Source organism: Cohaesibacter marisflavi (assembly GCF_900115225.1).
GTDB classification, from domain to species: domain Bacteria; phylum Pseudomonadota; class Alphaproteobacteria; order Rhizobiales; family Cohaesibacteraceae; genus Cohaesibacter; species Cohaesibacter marisflavi.
In genome coordinates this window covers 197,784-215,075 of the sequence record NZ_FOVR01000001.1, presented here as the reverse complement: position 1 = coordinate 215,075, position 17,292 = coordinate 197,784, and the positions used below count along the sequence as shown (strand labels likewise).

11 protein-coding genes are annotated in these 17,292 nt (G+C 55.3%); 6 read left to right on the top strand and 5 right to left on the bottom strand.

Going from position 1 to position 17,292, the window contains the following annotated elements:
• Positions 1-64 precede the first annotated feature (64 nt).
• Both pglA and BM258_RS00920 read left to right on the top strand, forming a co-directional pair.
• Entirely contained in the window at positions 65-1,582 is a 1,518-nt protein-coding gene (gene pglA / locus BM258_RS00925) for a polygalacturonase PglA (RefSeq protein WP_090067917.1), read from the top strand.
• A gap of 8 nt (positions 1,583-1,590) precedes the next feature.
• Complete coding sequence (locus BM258_RS00920) at positions 1,591-2,661, top strand: glycoside hydrolase family 88/105 protein (RefSeq protein ID WP_090067915.1); 1,071 nt, start codon at positions 1,591-1,593, stop codon at positions 2,659-2,661.
• 343 nt (positions 2,662-3,004) lie between these two features.
• Here the strand turns inward: BM258_RS00920 and adhE are convergent, their stop codons facing one another.
• The 4 genes from adhE to BM258_RS00895 all read right to left on the bottom strand — a co-directional run bounded on the left by adhE (position 3,005) and on the right by BM258_RS00895 (position 11,735).
• Positions 3,005-5,710, bottom strand: coding sequence for a bifunctional acetaldehyde-CoA/alcohol dehydrogenase (adhE, locus tag BM258_RS00915; protein WP_090067911.1), 2,706 nt, complete (start codon positions 5,708-5,710; stop codon positions 3,005-3,007).
• Between the two features lie 492 nt (positions 5,711-6,202).
• Positions 6,203-8,695, bottom strand: coding sequence for a beta-mannosidase (locus BM258_RS00910; RefSeq protein WP_090067909.1), 2,493 nt, complete (start codon positions 8,693-8,695; stop codon positions 6,203-6,205).
• 443 nt (positions 8,696-9,138) lie between these two features.
• The gene (locus BM258_RS24380) at positions 9,139-9,294 is read right to left on the bottom strand and encodes a hypothetical protein (protein WP_175527857.1); all 156 of its coding nucleotides are present in this window, start codon (positions 9,292-9,294) and stop codon (positions 9,139-9,141) included.
• A gap of 182 nt (positions 9,295-9,476) precedes the next feature.
• Positions 9,477-11,735 carry a molybdopterin-dependent oxidoreductase gene (locus BM258_RS00895; RefSeq protein ID WP_090067903.1) on the bottom strand — a complete coding sequence of 753 codons (2,259 nt, stop codon included), beginning with the start codon at positions 11,733-11,735 and terminating at the stop codon, positions 9,477-9,479.
• A gap of 174 nt (positions 11,736-11,909) precedes the next feature.
• Here BM258_RS00895 and BM258_RS00890 point away from each other — a divergent pair, with 174 nt between their 5' ends.
• Entirely contained in the window at positions 11,910-13,409 is a 1,500-nt protein-coding gene (locus BM258_RS00890) for a protein adenylyltransferase SelO (protein WP_090067901.1), read from the top strand.
• Between the two features lie 13 nt (positions 13,410-13,422).
• On the opposite strand, the gene BM258_RS00885 is transcribed toward BM258_RS00890, so the two are convergent.
• Positions 13,423-14,136: a FadR/GntR family transcriptional regulator gene (locus BM258_RS00885; protein ID WP_090067899.1), complete on the bottom strand. Its 714-nt coding sequence runs from the start codon at positions 14,134-14,136 to the stop codon at positions 13,423-13,425.
• A 361-nt stretch (positions 14,137-14,497) separates the two neighbouring features.
• Here BM258_RS00885 and BM258_RS00880 point away from each other — a divergent pair, with 361 nt between their 5' ends.
• The 3 genes from BM258_RS00880 (at position 14,498) to BM258_RS00870 (ending at position 17,205) form a co-directional block, all read left to right on the top strand.
• Entirely contained in the window at positions 14,498-15,409 is a 912-nt protein-coding gene (locus BM258_RS00880; protein ID WP_090067896.1) for a pirin family protein, read from the top strand.
• 52 nt (positions 15,410-15,461) lie between these two features.
• A complete protein-coding gene (gene wrbA, locus BM258_RS00875; protein ID WP_090067894.1) occupies positions 15,462-16,061 on the top strand; it encodes an NAD(P)H:quinone oxidoreductase in 600 nt (199 codons plus the stop codon).
• A 157-nt stretch (positions 16,062-16,218) separates the two neighbouring features.
• Positions 16,219-17,205 (top strand): glutathione S-transferase family protein, encoded by a 987-nt coding sequence (locus BM258_RS00870; protein ID WP_090067891.1) that lies wholly within the window; start codon positions 16,219-16,221, stop codon positions 17,203-17,205.
• The last annotated feature ends 87 nt before the right edge of the window (positions 17,206-17,292 follow it).

Sequence of the window (17,292 nt, the reverse complement as noted above, 5' to 3'; positions counted from 1 at the left end):
AGCAAGTTAGCGCCGGGCGGGGCACACCCTGCCCGGCGTCCCGACCCAAGATGAGCGAGAAACCATGATGACTATCACCGCGTCGGCAATCACCGCGCGAACAGTTGCCCTTTGTCTGAACCCGGATGGAAAAGCACGCTTTTTCCTGCCGCAAAAGAGCCACTGGACGCTTTACAAGACTGGAGAAATCGTGCGGTCGGGTGAAACGGATCGCGTGATCACCTTCATCGATTGCCTTGACCCTGCAACGCAGTATGTCTTTGAGGTAGACACTGGTGAGAGCTTCACCTTCACCACGGCAGAATGCGCTGGCCGGGTTGATATCAGGGATTTCGGAGCCCGCACGGAAGCGGCCAATAACGGCGCGGCGATTGCGGCTGCACTCGCTTCGGTTCCCGTGGGCGGAGCGCTTGCCATCCCGGAAGGACGCTGGCAAACGGGGCCCCTGTTTCTTAAAAGCGACATGACGCTCCATCTGGAGCCGGGTGCAACACTCGTTTTCATCACCGACCGTGATCAGATCCCCATTTTGCCCGCCCACACGGCTCAGGGCGACATGCTCGGCTCGTGGGAAGGGCTGCCCGATGCCTGTTATGCCTCCATCGTCACGGCCATCGGCTGCACCAATCTGGAAATCACCGGCTCGGGCACGCTGGATGGCGCTGGCGCCGAAGGCGACTGGTGGAGCTGGCCCAAGGAACGCCGCAATGGCGCGCGCCGCGCCCGCACCCTGTTCCTCAACAATTGCGAGGCGGTGACCGTTTCGGGCATCACCGTGCAGAATTCTCCTTCATGGACTGTGCACCCGCTCTATTGCCACGACATCGAATTTGTTGCTCTGGCCATTAAAAACCCGGCCGACTCTCCCAATACGGACGGGCTCGATCCGGAATGCTGCAGCGATGTGTTGCTTGAAGGCATTCATTTCACCGTGGGTGACGACTGCATTGCCATCAAAGCCTGCAAACGCGGTGACGATGGCTCGGACGATCACATCCGGCCGTGCGAGCATATCACCGTGCGCCATTGCTATATGGAGCGCGGCCATGGCGCGGTGGTCATTGGCTCTGAGATGAGCGGCTCTGTGCGCCATGTGACGGTTGAGCATTGCGAATTTCTGGGCACGGATCGTGGCTTGCGTCTCAAGACGCGACGCGGCCGTGGCGGTGAAATCGCTCATGTCCGATGCCGCAACATCATTATGCAGGAAGTCCACTCGGCCATCGTGGCCAACTGCTTCTATTTCTGCGACCATGATGGCCGCTCTGAATGGGTCCAATCCCGTGCGCCCTACCCGGTCGACGCCTCGACCCCTTCCATCCACGACATAGAGATCAGCGATCTTGTAATCCGTGACGTCCGCGTTGTGATTGGCGCCTTTTATGGCCTTCCGGAAATGCCCATTCGCTCCGTCTCAATCAACAATATCCATGCAAGCTTCGATAACAGCACCGAGGGGGATGTGCCCGTGATGGCTCTCCAAGTCCCGACCTGTCATCATGTTGGTTTCTCTACGGAATTTGCCGAATTGAATTTCCAGAACGAGCATGAGTATTTCCCTCTTTCCATTGAAAAAGAATAGGCAGACACATGTTGACTTCTTATTTCCGCCATTACGCAGAGACCTACAGCGCCTACAAGAGCGGTCCGATATGTTATGAAGATGGCTGCCTATATCGCGGGCTGATCACCCTTTATGAAGCGACAGGGGAGCAAAACTGGCTCGATACCCTCATTGCCTTTGCCCAGAAGCAGGTCGCACCTGACGGAAGCATGACGGGCTATGAGCTGGAAGAGTATAATATCGACAATATTCTTTCAGGCCGGGCTTTCCTCTATCTCTACAAGAACACGAAAGACGAGCGTTATTTGAAGGCTTGCCAGACTCTGGCTAAGCAGTTGGAATCCCACCCCAAAACAGACGGTGGCAACTATTGGCACAAAAAGCGCTACCCCTATCAGGTGTGGCTTGATGGCCTCTATATGGGCCTGCCGTTCCAGATCGAATATGGCCAGATGACTGGCGATGAGGCGCTGATCGACAACGCCATAAGCCAGCTCTCCCATGCACTTGAGATCATGGGTGTGGGGCAGAATGGTCTTTATGCCCATGGCTATGATGAATCCCGCGCACAATCTTGGGCAGACAAGGAAACGGGTCTTTCTCCCGCTCATTGGAGCCGCGCCATTGGTTGGTTGACCGTTGCGCTCGTCGATATCTGCGACCTTGTCGGCAAAGAGAAAATGGGGCCGGTCTTTGAACGTTCCGTTGATCTGCTTGGCGAGATCGTCAAACTGCAAAGAGAACAAGGCGCCTGGCTTCAGGTGATCGATCAGCCAGACCTTGAAGGCAATTATCTGGAAAGTTCCGCAACGGCCATGTTCAGCTACGCGCTTTTGAAAGGCGCCCGTCTAGGGCTCGGTGCGGAGTTTGTTGCACCGGGCCTCAAAGGGCACGCCTATCTGGAGCAGTTGGTTGCCGATAGTGATCCGCAGCTATTGCCAAACATCGTCTGTGTTGCCGGTCTTGGCGGCTTTGATGGCAACTATCGCGATGGGACGGCCGAATATTATGTAACTGAGACCATCCGGGCAGACGACGTCAAAGGCGTCGGGCCTTTCATGATGGCGTCAGCGGAAAAGCTGTTGCTTGAGAAATGACAAAATAGCTGCGCATTTGCCTTCGCAGCAATAGACACTGACTTAGATGTCAGTCGCCTTGAAAGCCCGGACAGACGCCCGGGTTTCTTTTTTGCTTCTTGCCAAAGAGGCAAAAAAAAGCCCCGTCATGACCTACGGGGCTTTTAGTTTGCTTACAGTTTTTACTTGTGGCCCAACGCCTGCTCTTTTTGCTCTGACCATCTACCGACCATGACCTGTCGGTGAGCTACTTGGAGCAGGCTAATTGGAACCTGGCGGACCGGATGTCCCCCTCGCCCATGCGGGTGGAAGTGACAAGAAACGGGAGGGGCATACGGCCTACGCCTTTTTCTTATTCTTATTTCTATGCGGGCTTTTTCTTCTCCGTCTTGAGGGTTACAACGCTCGCACTTTGTTCTTTCGCGCTTTCTTGCAGCGCCTTGGCTTCCTGCCGTTTGGCTTCTTCGCGCTCGTAGGCTTCGATGAAGGGGCGGCCGTAATAGCTGTCCATCATGATCTGCTTGAGCTCGGAGATGAGCGGGAAGCGCGGGTTGGCGCCGGTGCACTGATCATCAAAAGCAGCCACGGCCACTTCATCAATCTTGGCAAGGAAGTCGGCTTCGGCAACCCCTGCATCCTTGATGGAAGCGGGGATTTCCAGATCTGATTTCAGCTCTTCGATCCAAGCGATCAGATTTTCAACCTTGTTCTGCGTACGCTCACCGCCCAGCCCCAGATGATGGGCAACCTCGGCATAGCGAGCCCGTGCCTTCGGCCGGTCATACTGCGAGAATGCCGTCTGCTTGGTTGGGTTGTTGGTGGCGTTGTAGCGGATGACGTTGGAAATCAGCAATGCGTTGGCCAGACCATGTGGCAGATGGAAGGCTGCCCCGAGCTTATGCGCCATGGAGTGACACACGCCAAGGAAGGCGTTGGCAAAGGCGATCCCAGCGATGGTGGCGCCGCTATGCACATGTTCGCGAGCAACCGGATCATTCGCCCCGTTCTGATAGGCTGACGGCAGATTTTCCTTGAGCAATTTCAGCGCCATCAGCGCCTGCCCATCGGAAAATTCGTTGGCCATGACAGAAACATAGGCTTCCAGCGCATGGGTCACCGCATCGATGCCGCCAAAGGCCGTAAGGGACTTGGGCATATTCATGACGAGGTTGGCATCCACGATAGCCATATCCGGTGTCAGTTCATAATCGGCAAGAGGATATTTCTGACCGCTGACATCATCCGTCACCACGGCAAATGGGGTGGCTTCCGAGCCGGTACCCGAGGTGGTCGGGATGGCGATCATCATCGCCTTCTCGCCCATTTTCGGGAATTTGTAGATGCGTTTGCGAATATCCATGAAGCGCAAGGCCAGATCCTTGAAGCTGACATCTGGATGCTCATACATCACCCACATGATCTTGGCTGCATCCATGGGCGAGCCACCACCGATGGCGATGATCAGATCAGGATTGAAGGCATGGCATTTCTCGGTGCCCTTGCGGACGATGGAAAGCGTCGGATCGGCCTCCACATCGGCAAAGATGTCGACATCAATGCCCTGCGCCTTGAGCAGGCGAACAGCCTCATCGACATAGCCATTGGCAAAGAGGAACCGGTCGGTCACGATCAACGCGCGCTGTTTGCCCTTGAGATCCTTGAAGGCTTCAACCAGACAGCCGCGACGGAAATAAATGGATTTTGGAACCTTGTGCCAAAGCATGTTTTCCTCGCGTTTCGCCACGATCTTCTTGTTGATCAGATGCTTCGGCCCGACATTTTCAGAGATCGAGTTGCCACCCCATGAGCCACATCCGAGCGTAAGCGATGGGGCCACATTGAAGTTATAAAGATCACCGATGCCGCCTTGCGAGGAAGGCATATTGACCAGAATACGGGCGGTTTTCATCTTCTTGCCAAAGTCCTCGACACGGTCGGAGCATCGGTCCTGATCGGTGTAGAGAACGGAGGTGTGCCCAATGCCACCAAGGGCGACCAGCCGGGCTGCAGTATCGGCGGCGTCCTTGTAATCCTTGCGGCGATAAAGGGCGATGGTTGGCGAAAGCTTCTCATGCGCGAAGGCTTCATCTTCCACGCCATCCACCTCGGCCATGAGCACTTTGGTTTCCTGTGGCACGCTGAAACCGGCGAGTTCGGCAATCTTGTAAGCGGACTGGCCAACGATTTCACTGTTGAGACGGCCATCCGGGAACACAGTACGGCGCAGTGCGTCGGTCTGTTTTGGCGAAAGGATACAGCCGCCATATTTGGCAAAGCGATCCAGCACGGCCTCATAAACTGCATCGACGATAACCACCGCCTGCTCTGAAGCACAAATCATGCCGTTATCGAAGGTCTTGGACATCAGGATCGAGGAAACCGCACGCTTGATGTCGGCATGTTCATCAATCACGACGGGGGCATTCCCTGCGCCCACACCAATAGCCGGTTTGCCGGAAGAATAGGCTGCCTTCACCATGCCCGGGCCGCCGGTGGCCAGAATGAGATTGATATCGGAATGGCGCATCAGGGCGTTGGAGAGATCCAGTGTCGGTTCATCAATCCAGCCGATAATATCCTTTGGAGCACCAGCAGCAACAGCCGCTTCAAGCACCAGTCGCGCCGCTTCGCAGGTCGCCTTTTTGGCGCGTGGATGCGGGCTAAAGATAATGCCGTTGCGGGTTTTAAGCGAAATCAACGCCTTGAAAATGGCGGTAGAGGTTGGGTTGGTCGTCGGCACGATGCCACATATGACGCCAACGGGCTCGGCGATGGTCATCGTGCCACCAGCCTCATCCTCTTCAAGGATGCCGCAGGTGGGGGTATCCTTGTATTTGTTATAGATATACTCGGAGGCAAAGTGGTTCTTGATCACCTTGTCTTCGACAACGCCCATGCCGGTTTCCTCAGCAGCCATCATCGCAAGCGGAATGCGTGCGTTAGCGGCAGCAAAAGCGGCCTGACGAAAAATGCGATCAACTTGTTCCTGGGAGAAGCTTGCAAATTTTGCCTGCGCGTCTTTCACACGGGCAATCTTAAGATCAAGCTCGGCGGCATTGGTAACAGACATTTGTTACTCCGTATTTCAGACGCACCAACCCGTTCCGAGGCTTTCTGCACCCGGTTGGATCTGCGTCACATGTTGATTATCGCGTGCCCTGACGGGTGCCACGCGCCCCGCTCCAGCGAAAAAGCTGCCTGCATGCCATACAGGCGGGCCCTCCTCTGCCAGTTTCTCTTCATTACCCTTTGCGTGTAACGATACTGGCCGCCTTAGCAATAAACACAGTTTATAGTATTGAGGACAAAGACGAATTACGGAGCTTTACGTAACCTGCCGTTTTGCGCGGAAATCAGCGCTTCCCGCTTCATACCGGCCCGCTGCAACCGGCAGCAATCCTAGAGAAAAACAAATTTTTCCTAATTCAAAAATTCTGTGACTAATTTTTCCAAACGGTGAATTGCCTGAATTTTCCTTCTTTTCCCTACCCTGAACTTTTCATTATACATGCCTGTTATGCATTTTTTGCATATCAGATAGACAATTTGGGTGTCAACAAGCCTATAATCCTTCCAAAAAGTCCACCTCAGCTTCAATCGGCGGCAAGCCGGACCGACGCTGCCGCAAAATGGTCAGGCGCTTGGGTCGACCTGGCAGCAAGGTGAAACAATTGTCCGAATAAAGACGATCCCCGCCATGATGGTAGGAGACGAAGAAAGCAGGCTTGTCCGTTTGCAACTCGATCTCGCTATCACCGGTCGGCGTTGTCAACTCTTTGGCTGTGATGGTTGGCCGCTCGATGTGATAGTCTTTGGGACGCTTGGGCCAATAGTCATTCTCGCCCTGAATGGCCCCGTCTTCACTGCTCCAGATGATGTGCAGGATAGCATCCTCGCCGATCTCCTCATGCGACAGGGCCATCGCCTCGATGCTGCAATCAGTCGGCACATCGATAACGCAATCGCCCAAGGCACGCACAGCTCCCGTCATGGACACAACTTCCAGCCGAATAGAAAGGGTAACGGGCAGCGGGCTGTCATTCACCGCAAAGATGCTTACCTTTCCTCTCTGGGTGCCCGGTTGGGTGTCTTGTTGGGGGGCTGGTTGGGCAGTAACAAGCACCGGCGCATAGAAGCGCCTTGCCATATAGTGCAACAGCTTCCAGCCACCACCATATTCAAGGCTCGACCAGCTGGCCACCGGCCATGTGTCATTCAATTGCCAATAGAGCGTGCCCATGGTGCGTGGTTTGTTGCTGCGCCAGAATTCAATCGCCGTCTTCATGGCCAGTCCCTGCCCGATCTGACTGAGATAGGTCATATCCCGGAAGCCATCGGGAAAACGGAAATAGCGAGCGATTGTCTCAACGATTCGACTGTTCCCACCCTCATTGCGTTGATGCACGTCCATGATCGGAGATGAAACATTGCGATCCTGCGGCTCGGTAAAGCTCTCGATCACGCGCATGGAGGGGAAAGACTGGAAACCAAATTCGGAGCAGAATCGCGGGCGCACTGAGCGGTAATGCTCGAAATCCTTAGCCGAGTGCCATACATCCCAGAAATGCATGTCACCAGCTGTGTCATCATGCCAGCTATCACCGAAATTGAGCGGCCCGATGGAGGGCGAAGAGGGCCAGAAGGGAATCCCCGGATCTTCCTGAGCGAGGCATTCTTCAAGGGCGAAGTTCAGCCGCTCATACATAGCCAGATAACGGTCGCGATCCTTCTTGCTCTCGTCGAACCAACTGATCGCGCCAACCAGCTCATTGTCACCACACCAAAGGGTCATACACGGATGTCCAGAAAGCCGCCGCACCTGCTGTCGCGCCTCTTCGCGCACCAGACCGAGCCAATGATGATTGGCTGCGGGGTAGAGATTGCAGGCGAACATAAAATCATGCCAGACCATGATGCCCAGTTCCGAGCAAAGCTCATAGAACCAGTCCTGCTCATATTGACCCCCGCCCCAGACACGGATCATATTCATGTTGGCCTCAACAGCCGAGGTCAGCAGATCGCGGGCCTGCTCTGGCGTTGCACGCGCTGGCAATGCGTCGCCGGGTATCCAGTTTGCACCACGAGCAAAGATCTCTCGACCATTAATGCGGAAGGCAAAGCGCGATCCGATATCGTCCTTGTCGGTCACCAACTCCACAGTGCGCAGGCCGACCCGCCGGTTTATGCTCTGACCGTCCAGCATGACGGTTAGGTCATATAGGGGCTGGCTTCCCTGCCCGACAGGCCACCAGAGCTGAGGCTCTTTGACCTCTATCTCAAGGGTTGCCTTGCCCTCGCCGGGCCAAATGGTGACAAGGTCACTTATGACTCGCCCGTCGAAATTGGCGGCGAGCGTCAATTCTGCAGGCTCGAATGCCTCGTAAAAGGCAGTCAGTTCCAAGCGTACCTTTCCTTGCTCGTGGTGCTGGCGCACCAGCACATCATCAAGGCGCAGTTTGTCGATGCGTTTGAGGGTCACGCCACCATAAATGCCAAGCGGCGATAGGGCGATGTTCCAGTCCCAGCCAGCATGACATTGCGTCTTGCGCAGGAAATTATAATGCGGCAGTCGGCAGTTCCAGAAGATGTAGGGAACGGGAAAAGGAAAGGCATCCTTGGCAGCCTGCGCCACTTTGCTGTTAGAGAGGAACCGTATGGATAGCAGATTTTCACCCTTTTTGAGCGCCGCCCCGAGCCTGAAATCAGAGCGCAGGAACTGGCTTTCACAGCGCCCGATTTCGACATGATTGAGCGTGATGATTGCATGACAATCCACGTTGAAAAAGCTCAACGCATAGCGATCTGCCGGATCTCCCTCAAACAGGAATACCGTTTCGGCCTGCCAATCGCTTTCGTGAATCCAGTCAAGGCTCTCTTCGGTGTCGCGCCAGTAAGGATCGGGTATCAGCTCTTCGGCCAAAAGAGCCGAATGCACATCACCGGGCACAGCAAAGGGCACAGGACCTCCATCCGCGATGCCCTTGCTCAGGCATCGGATGGTCCATCCTTCATGAAGGGGCTGCTCGGTGGTAAGCGAAGAAAAATGCTGCGGCATCGGGGGCTGTCCTTCCGGCTCTGATATTCACCATATGCGCTAGGCTTGACATCAGAATAGGACGGAACGCCACGCTTGACCACAATGCTTGATGTATCAGCGACGAAAATTGAATGGAAACAACGGACTTCTAACGGCATGTTCGCCGGACGGGCAAGCTTCTGCGTGCAAAGACAGACCGGAAAACCAGCCTTTACGCCTCATAAGAGAGGCAGGTTTTTTTTCGTGGGAGGCTTGGAGTATGACCGAACTGAGCCAGACTTGGCGCAATTTCAGCACTGACTTTGTGTCAGGCTTTGCCCTGAGCGGGCTTTGTGATTGGTCATCCGGGTTAGAGAGGCTTTTGAGCCAGCCATGAGGCTGGAAAGTGCATCTCTGTATCGACTGTCCGATCCATATAACCGGGCAGGAAAGATTGGTATGCCTGTTTGCAGGCGGACAACTTAGTGGTCGAAATTGTCTCTGATGCCGAGAATGAACAGATCCTGTTCGTTTGGCTGACGGCCACTCTGAATATCGCTGGAAATACGGGATGCAGCGGGAACTGACATCAATACACTACCAACTGCTCCTGCAACACCTTTGATGCTATCAAACATTTTGTAATCCTCTTTCGTGTTTTTCTAAGCATTTCAACTGAGGACACAATAGCGCCAAATCCGATAAGCAAAAAGAGCTTATCTGCAAATCCTGCCTTGCACAAAATGCATAGCATTCGTTTTTTCTTTATTTCTCTTATAGTTACGCGATCAGTCATACCGCCAAGCAAGGCATTTCACCGCTATCTTGACTGGAATTCGGGCTGCCTAGACACAGACAGAAGCGGCAACGGCTTCTCCCATGGTTCAACGAAAACAATGGCAGTGTGGCCGATATTGCCCTGCGCCAATCGGGATGTACCCTTATCAATGGTGAGGGCATTGGGGTTGCCATGGATATCCATACGCGCCCCTTCCACCTCTGCCGCATCAAACCAGGCCCCCGTCTGCAAGGCGATGCAATCGCGCCGCAAATCCGGGTCAAAGTGAACACCAGCAAAGGTTGCCCCGCGTGCATTATGAAGCCTGACGATGCTCCCCGCCTTGATGCCTCTTTCTGCGGCCGTGTCCGGATGCAAGCGGCAGACCTCCCGCCCCTCTATCTTGCTTTGCAGAGATTCAGAGCCCTGATCATTCTGGCTGTGCAGGCGCGTGTCTGACTGGGCTGAAATCATATGCAACCCACCTTGCGGCGCGTTTAGCGTGCTTTCTACCGGCATCAGCCAAGCTGGGTGACCGGGACAATCATCCAGTCCGAATGAGGCAATGGTCTCGTTGAACAGCGTGATCTTGCCACTTTCCGATCCAAGTGGGTGCTTTTCCGGGTCCGCAATATAATCGGCAAGCGCAATGCGGGTCTCTTCATCGCCTTCGAGTCGGACATGCCCTTGCTGTTTGAACTGGTCAAACTCGGGTAGCTCCATGCCCTGCTCCTGAGCGAGCGTGCGGGAGCCCTCCCAAAGCCAGCGCAGCCACTCTTCCTGCGAACGCCCTTGAGTGAACGCCTCTTCCAGTCCCATTTTTCCCGCGATGAGGCGCAGGATTTCATGGTCGTCTCTAGCCTCGCCAACCGGCTCATGCACCGGCGACATGGAGATAAGAGATGGTTCGGTCTTGCTGAGCATGATGTCCGTGCGTTCCAGCGGCGTGGTGGCGGGAAGCACGATATCGGCGCGGCGAGCGGTGGCTGTCCAGCCCTGCTCGAACACCACGACGGTTTCAGGCTTCTGCCAGCCCTTCTCGAGACGCAGCAAATCCTGATGATGGTGGAAGGGGTTACCGCCAGACCAGAGCACCATGCGAATATCGGGATAGGTGCGCACTATACCATCATACTGATAGCTTTCACCCGGATGCAGCAACATGTCGGTGATGCGGGCAACGGGGATGAATTCATCAATCGGGTTTGTGCCCTGCGGAATGGACGGCCATGCCATATTCTTGGTGGAACGCCCGATGGAGGCCACGCAGCCATAGCCGAAACCATAACCGGTGCCCTTCTGTCCGATTTGTCCCAACATGCAAGCGAGCGCCAGGCCGGCCCAGATCGGCTGTTCACCATGATCCGTACGCTGAACACCCCACGCCACATTGATCATGGTGCGGCTAGCGGCCATATCGCGGGCCAATTGGCGGATCGCCTCAGGCGCCACATCACAGATGGGGGCGGCCCAGTCGGCGCTTTTGGCTTCCTCGCCCGTCTCTCCGAGCAGATAGGCGCGCAACTTTGGCCAACCAGAGGTGTATTTTTGTAGGAAGGCTTCGTCATGCAGGCCTTCCACCAGCAGCGTGTGGCAAAGCGCCAGCATGAGCGCAGCGTCCGTGCCTGGGCGGATGGAAAACCATTCTGCGTTGGGCATGTCGCTCTTTTGTGGCGAGACATTGACCATGCGGCCTTTCATCTGGCTAAGCCACTGCTCAGTCTGGTGCCGCGCGGTGCCAGAAGAAGCAACCTGCGCCGGACGCCCTGAAATTCCGCCAAAAGCAACAAGCATGGTGCAATGCTCGTTGATATGGGCCCAACTGGTCATCTGGTCCTGAAACTGTCCTTGAAGCATTCCAAGAATATGGGGAATGAGCACCTCGCCTGCCGCATGGGAATAGGTTTCCCGCGCCCGCACGAAACCGCCCGCCAGATTGAGAAAGCGCTTTAACTGGCTTTGCGCATGATGGAAGCGCCCGGCGCTCGCCCAACCATAAGAACCGCCATAGATTGCGCTGTTGCCATGGGTCTTACTGATGCGGGTCAGCTCTTCAGCCACGCGGGCAGCGGCCTCGTCCCAACTGACTTCAACAAAGGCATCATCATCGCAACGCTTGGCCCCGCCATCGCCTTCCAGCCAGCCCTTGCGGATCGCAGGCTTTAGAATGCGGCTATCAAGATTGCGCGAAGCACTGAGCCAGCCCTTGCCGATGCGCGAGGGTGCGGGATCATCCGCGACAGGTTTGAGTGCGTTGTCGTGGACTTCATAGGCACCCCAGTGCGCAGCGGTGTATTTCATTGTGATCATCTCTTGCGGCAGGATTGGTTTATACAGCGAAAGTATGTTGCTTTCATCGCTAGCATTTTGCGGGCCTGCTAGGCAAGCGATTGTAAAAGCCGGTCTGAACACCTTATATAAGAAAGATAACGGAAAACCCTTAGCCAACGCCACAGGAAGAGACCGGATAGTTTTATGGCCCAGCCAAACACACGCCCAGCCACAACATTTGCCTTTGACAACAGCTTTGCACGCTCGCTCGAAGGGTTCTATGTGCCATGGCAGGGCGAACAGGCGCCAAAGCCCCGGATTGCCCACCTCAACGAAGCCCTTGCAGAACAGCTTGGCTTGTCACTGGATGCTTCTGACGAGACATTGGCCGCGATCCTTGCTGGCAGTGAGACAGCCGAAGGCTCCGAACCGATTGCACAGGCCTATGCGGGGCATCAATTTGGCGGTTTCTCACCCCAGTTGGGAGATGGCCGTGCGCTGTTGCTTGGCGAATTGCTTGATACCGAAGGACAGCGTTTTGATCTTCAGCTGAAGGGCTCGGGCCGCACGCCCTTTTCCCGTGGCGGCGATGGCAAGGCGGTGCTCGGGCCGGTTTTGCGGGAATATATCATGGGGGAAGCCATGCATGCGCTCGGCATCCCGACCACGCGCGCCCTTGCTGCCGTAACAACGGGTGAACAGATCCGACGGCAGGGCCTTAAGCCCGGCGCCGTTCTGGCGCGCGTGGCATCGAGCCATATTCGCGTCGGAACGTTCCAGTTTTTCGCAGCGCGAGGGGCATGGGACGGCGTGAGCAAGCTGGCCGATTACACCATCATGCGTCATTATCCAGAGCTGATAGACAAGGAGAACCGCTATCTGGCTCTGTTTGAAGCTGTGGCTCGACGGCAAGCACAGTTGATCGCGCAATGGATGCAGGTCGGTTTCATTCACGGGGTGATGAATACCGACAATGTTGCCCTTTCCGGCGAAACCATTGATTACGGCCCCTGCGCCTTTATGGATCAGTATGATTCCGCCACGGTCTTCAGCTCGATTGACCGCAACGGGCGCTATGCCTATGGCAGTCAGCCCCAGATCGGGCAGTGGAATCTGGCCCGCTTTGCCGAAACGCTGGTGCCTCTGATCGCGCCAGATGACGAGAATCTCGCCGCCGAACTGCTCACTGATGCGCTCACGGAGTATATGGCCAGCTACAAACAGGCGTGGCTCACAGGCATGGGCCGCAAAATCGGCCTTGCGTCAGCAGAAGGCAAGGACACGGCCCTTATCCAGATTCTGATGGGCACGCTGCAAGGTGAGCATGTCGACTTCACGCTCTTTTTCCGCCGCCTTGGCGACAGCCTGGTGAGCACGGAAGGCAAAGTGGCTCTTCTGGCATTGTTTGATGATCCGGAAGCCATCGCCGGATGGTTGAAGGACTGGCAGGCAAGGCTGGAAGAGGAAGGTCGCCCGGCGGACGCAACTGCCGAAGCGATGGCCAAGGTGAATCCGATCTATATTCCGCGCAACCATCTGGTCGAGGCGGCCTTGCAAAAGGCGGAGGACTTTGCCGACCTCAGCGAAGTACGGCAATTGCTTGATGTGCTCTCCAATCCCTATGAAGAGCGCAAGGGGTTGGAAGACTATGCCCGCCCTGCCCCGAGCGATTTTGGCCCCTTTGTCAGCTATTGCGGAACCTGACCGGCTAATGCCGTCAGGAAAGCGGCCCTTCAAAGATGCGACGACGGGCGTTGCGGATATGCTCCTGCATCCGCATACGGGCGGCATCCATGTCGCGCGCGCGAATGGCGTTGAAGATACGGTGATGCTCTTCCTGCACGATGACGCGGCGGGCCTGCTTGCTGCGGGATGAGAGATTACGCGAAATATCCATCGCTTGCAGGGATACCTCGGTCAGCGCCTGAAAGGAACTGACGAAGAAGTGGTTGTCCGCCGCCTCGCAGATTGCAAGATGAAAGCGGTAGTCTTCCCCGGTTCCCATGTCGCCGGTTTCAATGGCATCATCCATGCGCTTCAGCTCGATGGACATCTTGTCCAGATGCTCGACACCGGCCCGCTCGGCCGCAAAATAGGCAGCTTCGCCTTCCAGCATGATACGATATTCATAAGAGCGCTGAATGTCGGCAATCGATTCAATGGGCGCAAATTGCAAAAAGCTGTCGTCTGGCCTCTTCAGCACGAAGCTGCCTGAACCGCGGCGAGAAGCCACAAGGCCGCTTTCACGCAAGCGCGCAATGGCAGCGCGTACCGTGGGGCGGGACGCTCCGAGGTCTTCAGCCAACTCGGCTTCGGTCGGCAGCTTGCTGTTTTCAGGATAAACGCCGGTCACAATGCGGCTCAGAAGCGCCTCATAAACGGCGTCGGCAAGGCTGGGGGCTTTCTGGTTGGTCGGGCTAGATTGCGTCACGGGTCTTTTTACCAATTGAGCAGGCGTGCGGGCTGTCCAGCGACGCCGCTTGACTTGAATTACGGTCTTTTTGAATCGGATGATACTTCGATTTGCGGCAGACGGTATCACCGATTGCCAAGGCGATCAATCTTGGCAGCTTATGCTTAAGTATGCCCAAATTGCATACAAAAGACTTAATCAATGTTGCAACACTCATGGGTCACATGAATTCTTTGCGCTTCTCAAATGGCCTATGGACTATTACCTAAGAAGTCAAGCAAGGGCACCCCAACGAGACGAAGCGCACAGGCTTCCGGCGGGTGTCTAAACAGTCAACAGATTTCCGGGAGCGCTTTGCTGCCCGTGATGGAGAAAAGAAATGTCGATCAGACCAATTCTTTCCACCACCCAAGCTCAGGAAACCATGGAAGGGGCTGGCGTGCGCCTGCACCGTGCCTTCGGCTTTCATGATCCCAAGCAGTGCGACCCGTTCCTGCTGTTCGATGATTTCCGCGGCGACGACCCGGAAGATTTCATTCGTGGCTTCCCCTGGCATCCGCATCGCGGCATCGAAACCATTACCTATGTGCTGAATGGGTCGGTAGAGCATGGCGATAGCCTGGGCAACCATGGCAGCCTCGGCGCTGGCGACATCCAGTGGATGACGGCCGGCTCTGGCATCATGCATCAGGAAATGCCCAAGGGAAACGAGAAGGGCCAGATGCATGGCTTCCAGCTCTGGGCCAACCTGCCGGCAAGCCTCAAAATGACGGCGCCGCGCTATCAGGATGTTGAAGCCAAGGAAATTCCGCAGGTCATTGATGACGATGGCACCAGCGTCAAGGTCGTTGTCGGTGAGTTCTGGGGCAAACGTGGCCCAGTCGACGGCATTGCAGCTGATCCGCTTTATCTGGATATTTTCGTTCCGGCTGGCGTGCGCAAACGCTTCAAGATCGACACCTATCGCAACGCCTTTGCCTATGTCTTCGAAGGCGCAGGCAAGTTTGACAATTCCTCCAAGCCACGCGGCATCCTGCTTGAAAAGGAAGTCATGGGTGAAGAGGTCAATATTCGTGACATGTCCGGCAACCGCACGCTGATCAATTTCGGCACCGGAGACGAAGTGGAAGTTCTGGCCGGTCCGCAAGGGGTCCGCTTTTTGCTGGTCTCGGGCGCGCCTCTTCAGGAACCCGTCGCCTGGCATGGTCCGATCGTGATGAATACCAAGCAGGAAATCCATCAGGCCATTCACGAATTGCGTAATGGAACCTTTATCAAGCCGGCTCATTAAGTCAGTAGGCCGGGAAAACTTTTAAATACAAAAACAGGCAGAGACAAAACCAATGGCAAAAGTACTCGTTCTTTATTATTCCGCATATGGCCACATCGAAACCATGGCCAACGCTGTTGCTGAAGGCGCAAAGGCCGAAGGCGCTGACGTCACCATCAAACGGGTTCCGGAACTTGTTCCCGAAGACGTGGCAAAGGCCTCTTACTACAAGATGGATCAAGAAGCCCCTATCGCAGATCCTAATGAGCTTGATCAGTATGATGCCATCGTCGTTGGCGCAGGCACTCGCTTCGGTACAGTTGCTTCCCAGATGCGCAATTTCTGGGATCAGACCGGTGGCCTCTGGGCTGCTGGCAAGCTGACCGGCAAGGTCGGCTCGGTCTTCACCTCCTCTGCGACCCAGCATGGCGGTCAGGAAACCACACTCATGGGCTTCATTCCGACCTTGCTGCATCATGGCATGGTGGTTGCAGGTCTGCCTTATGCATTCCAGGGCCAGATGGGTATTGAGGAAATGAAGGGTGGCTCCCCTTATGGTGCAACCACCATCACCGATGGTGACGGCTCCCGTCAGCCTTCCCAGATCGAGCTGGAAGGCGCTCGCTATCAAGGCTCTTACGTCGCCAAGCTTGCTTCCAAGCTTGCTGACTAACCTCTGTTTGTTGCGAGAAGAACGCGTATAAGCGGTGAAAACCGCAACCAAGGCCAACAAGAACAATAAAAACAACATCTCTGGTCTGGAGAAAAAACCAGCCTCCAGACCAGACAAGACTTAAAACAAAAGCACCGACAAGAAGGAAGGAAACATTATGGGACTGCTCGTTGATGGCAAATGGCATGATCAGTGGTATGACACCAAATCCACCGGCGGGCGCTTCGTGCGCAAGGATTCCGCTTTTCGCAACTGGGTGACGGCCGATGGCTCCGCAGGCCCCACAGGTGAAGCCGGTTTCAAGGCAGAAGCCGGGCGCTATCATCTTTATGTTTCCTATGCATGCCCATGGGCACACCGCACCCTTATTTTCCGCGCCCTCAAAGGGCTTGAGGACATGATTTCGGTTTCCGTGGTCAACAGCTTCATGGGCGAAAATGGCTGGACCTTCGAGGACGCCGATGGCGTCATTCCCGATCCTCTCTTCGGCGCTCGCTATCTGCATGAAATCTACACCAAGGCCGATGCGACCTATAGTGGACGCGTGACAGTGCCGGTGTTGTGGGACAAGAAAACCGGCACGATCGTTTCCAACGAGTCATCCGAAATTATCCGCATGCTGAATTCCGCTTTTGACGGCATCGGCGCAACAGCGGGTGACTACTGGCCGGAAGCCCATCGCGCAGAAATCGAAGAGCTGAATGAGCGGATTTATAACACCGTCAACAACGGCGTCTACAAGGCCGGCTTTGCTACAACGCAAGCGGCCTATGAGGAAGCGCTTGTTCCTCTGTTCGAGACGCTGGACTGGCTGGAAGAGCGGCTTTCAAAATCGCGTTTTCTGCTGGATTACGGCCAGACGGAAGCTGATTGGCGCCTGTTCACGACCCTTATTCGCTTTGACTCGGTCTATTACGGCCATTTCAAATGCAATCTGCGTTCGATTGAATCCTATCCGAACCTGTCCAACTATGTGCGCGACCTTTATCAGCAGTCAGGCGTAGCCAAGACAGTACGGATGGATCACATCAAGAACCATTATTACGCCAGCCATGACATGATCAATCCGACACGGATCGTGCCCATGGGCCCTCAAATCGACTATGGCCGGCCACATAACAGGGTGCAATTGAAGGCGGCCTAAATGCTGAAAAGCATTTAGAAAATTCAGCAACGAATAGATGTGAAGCAAGAGTGATGTCATCACTCTTGCTTTTGCTTTTTTAAGTAA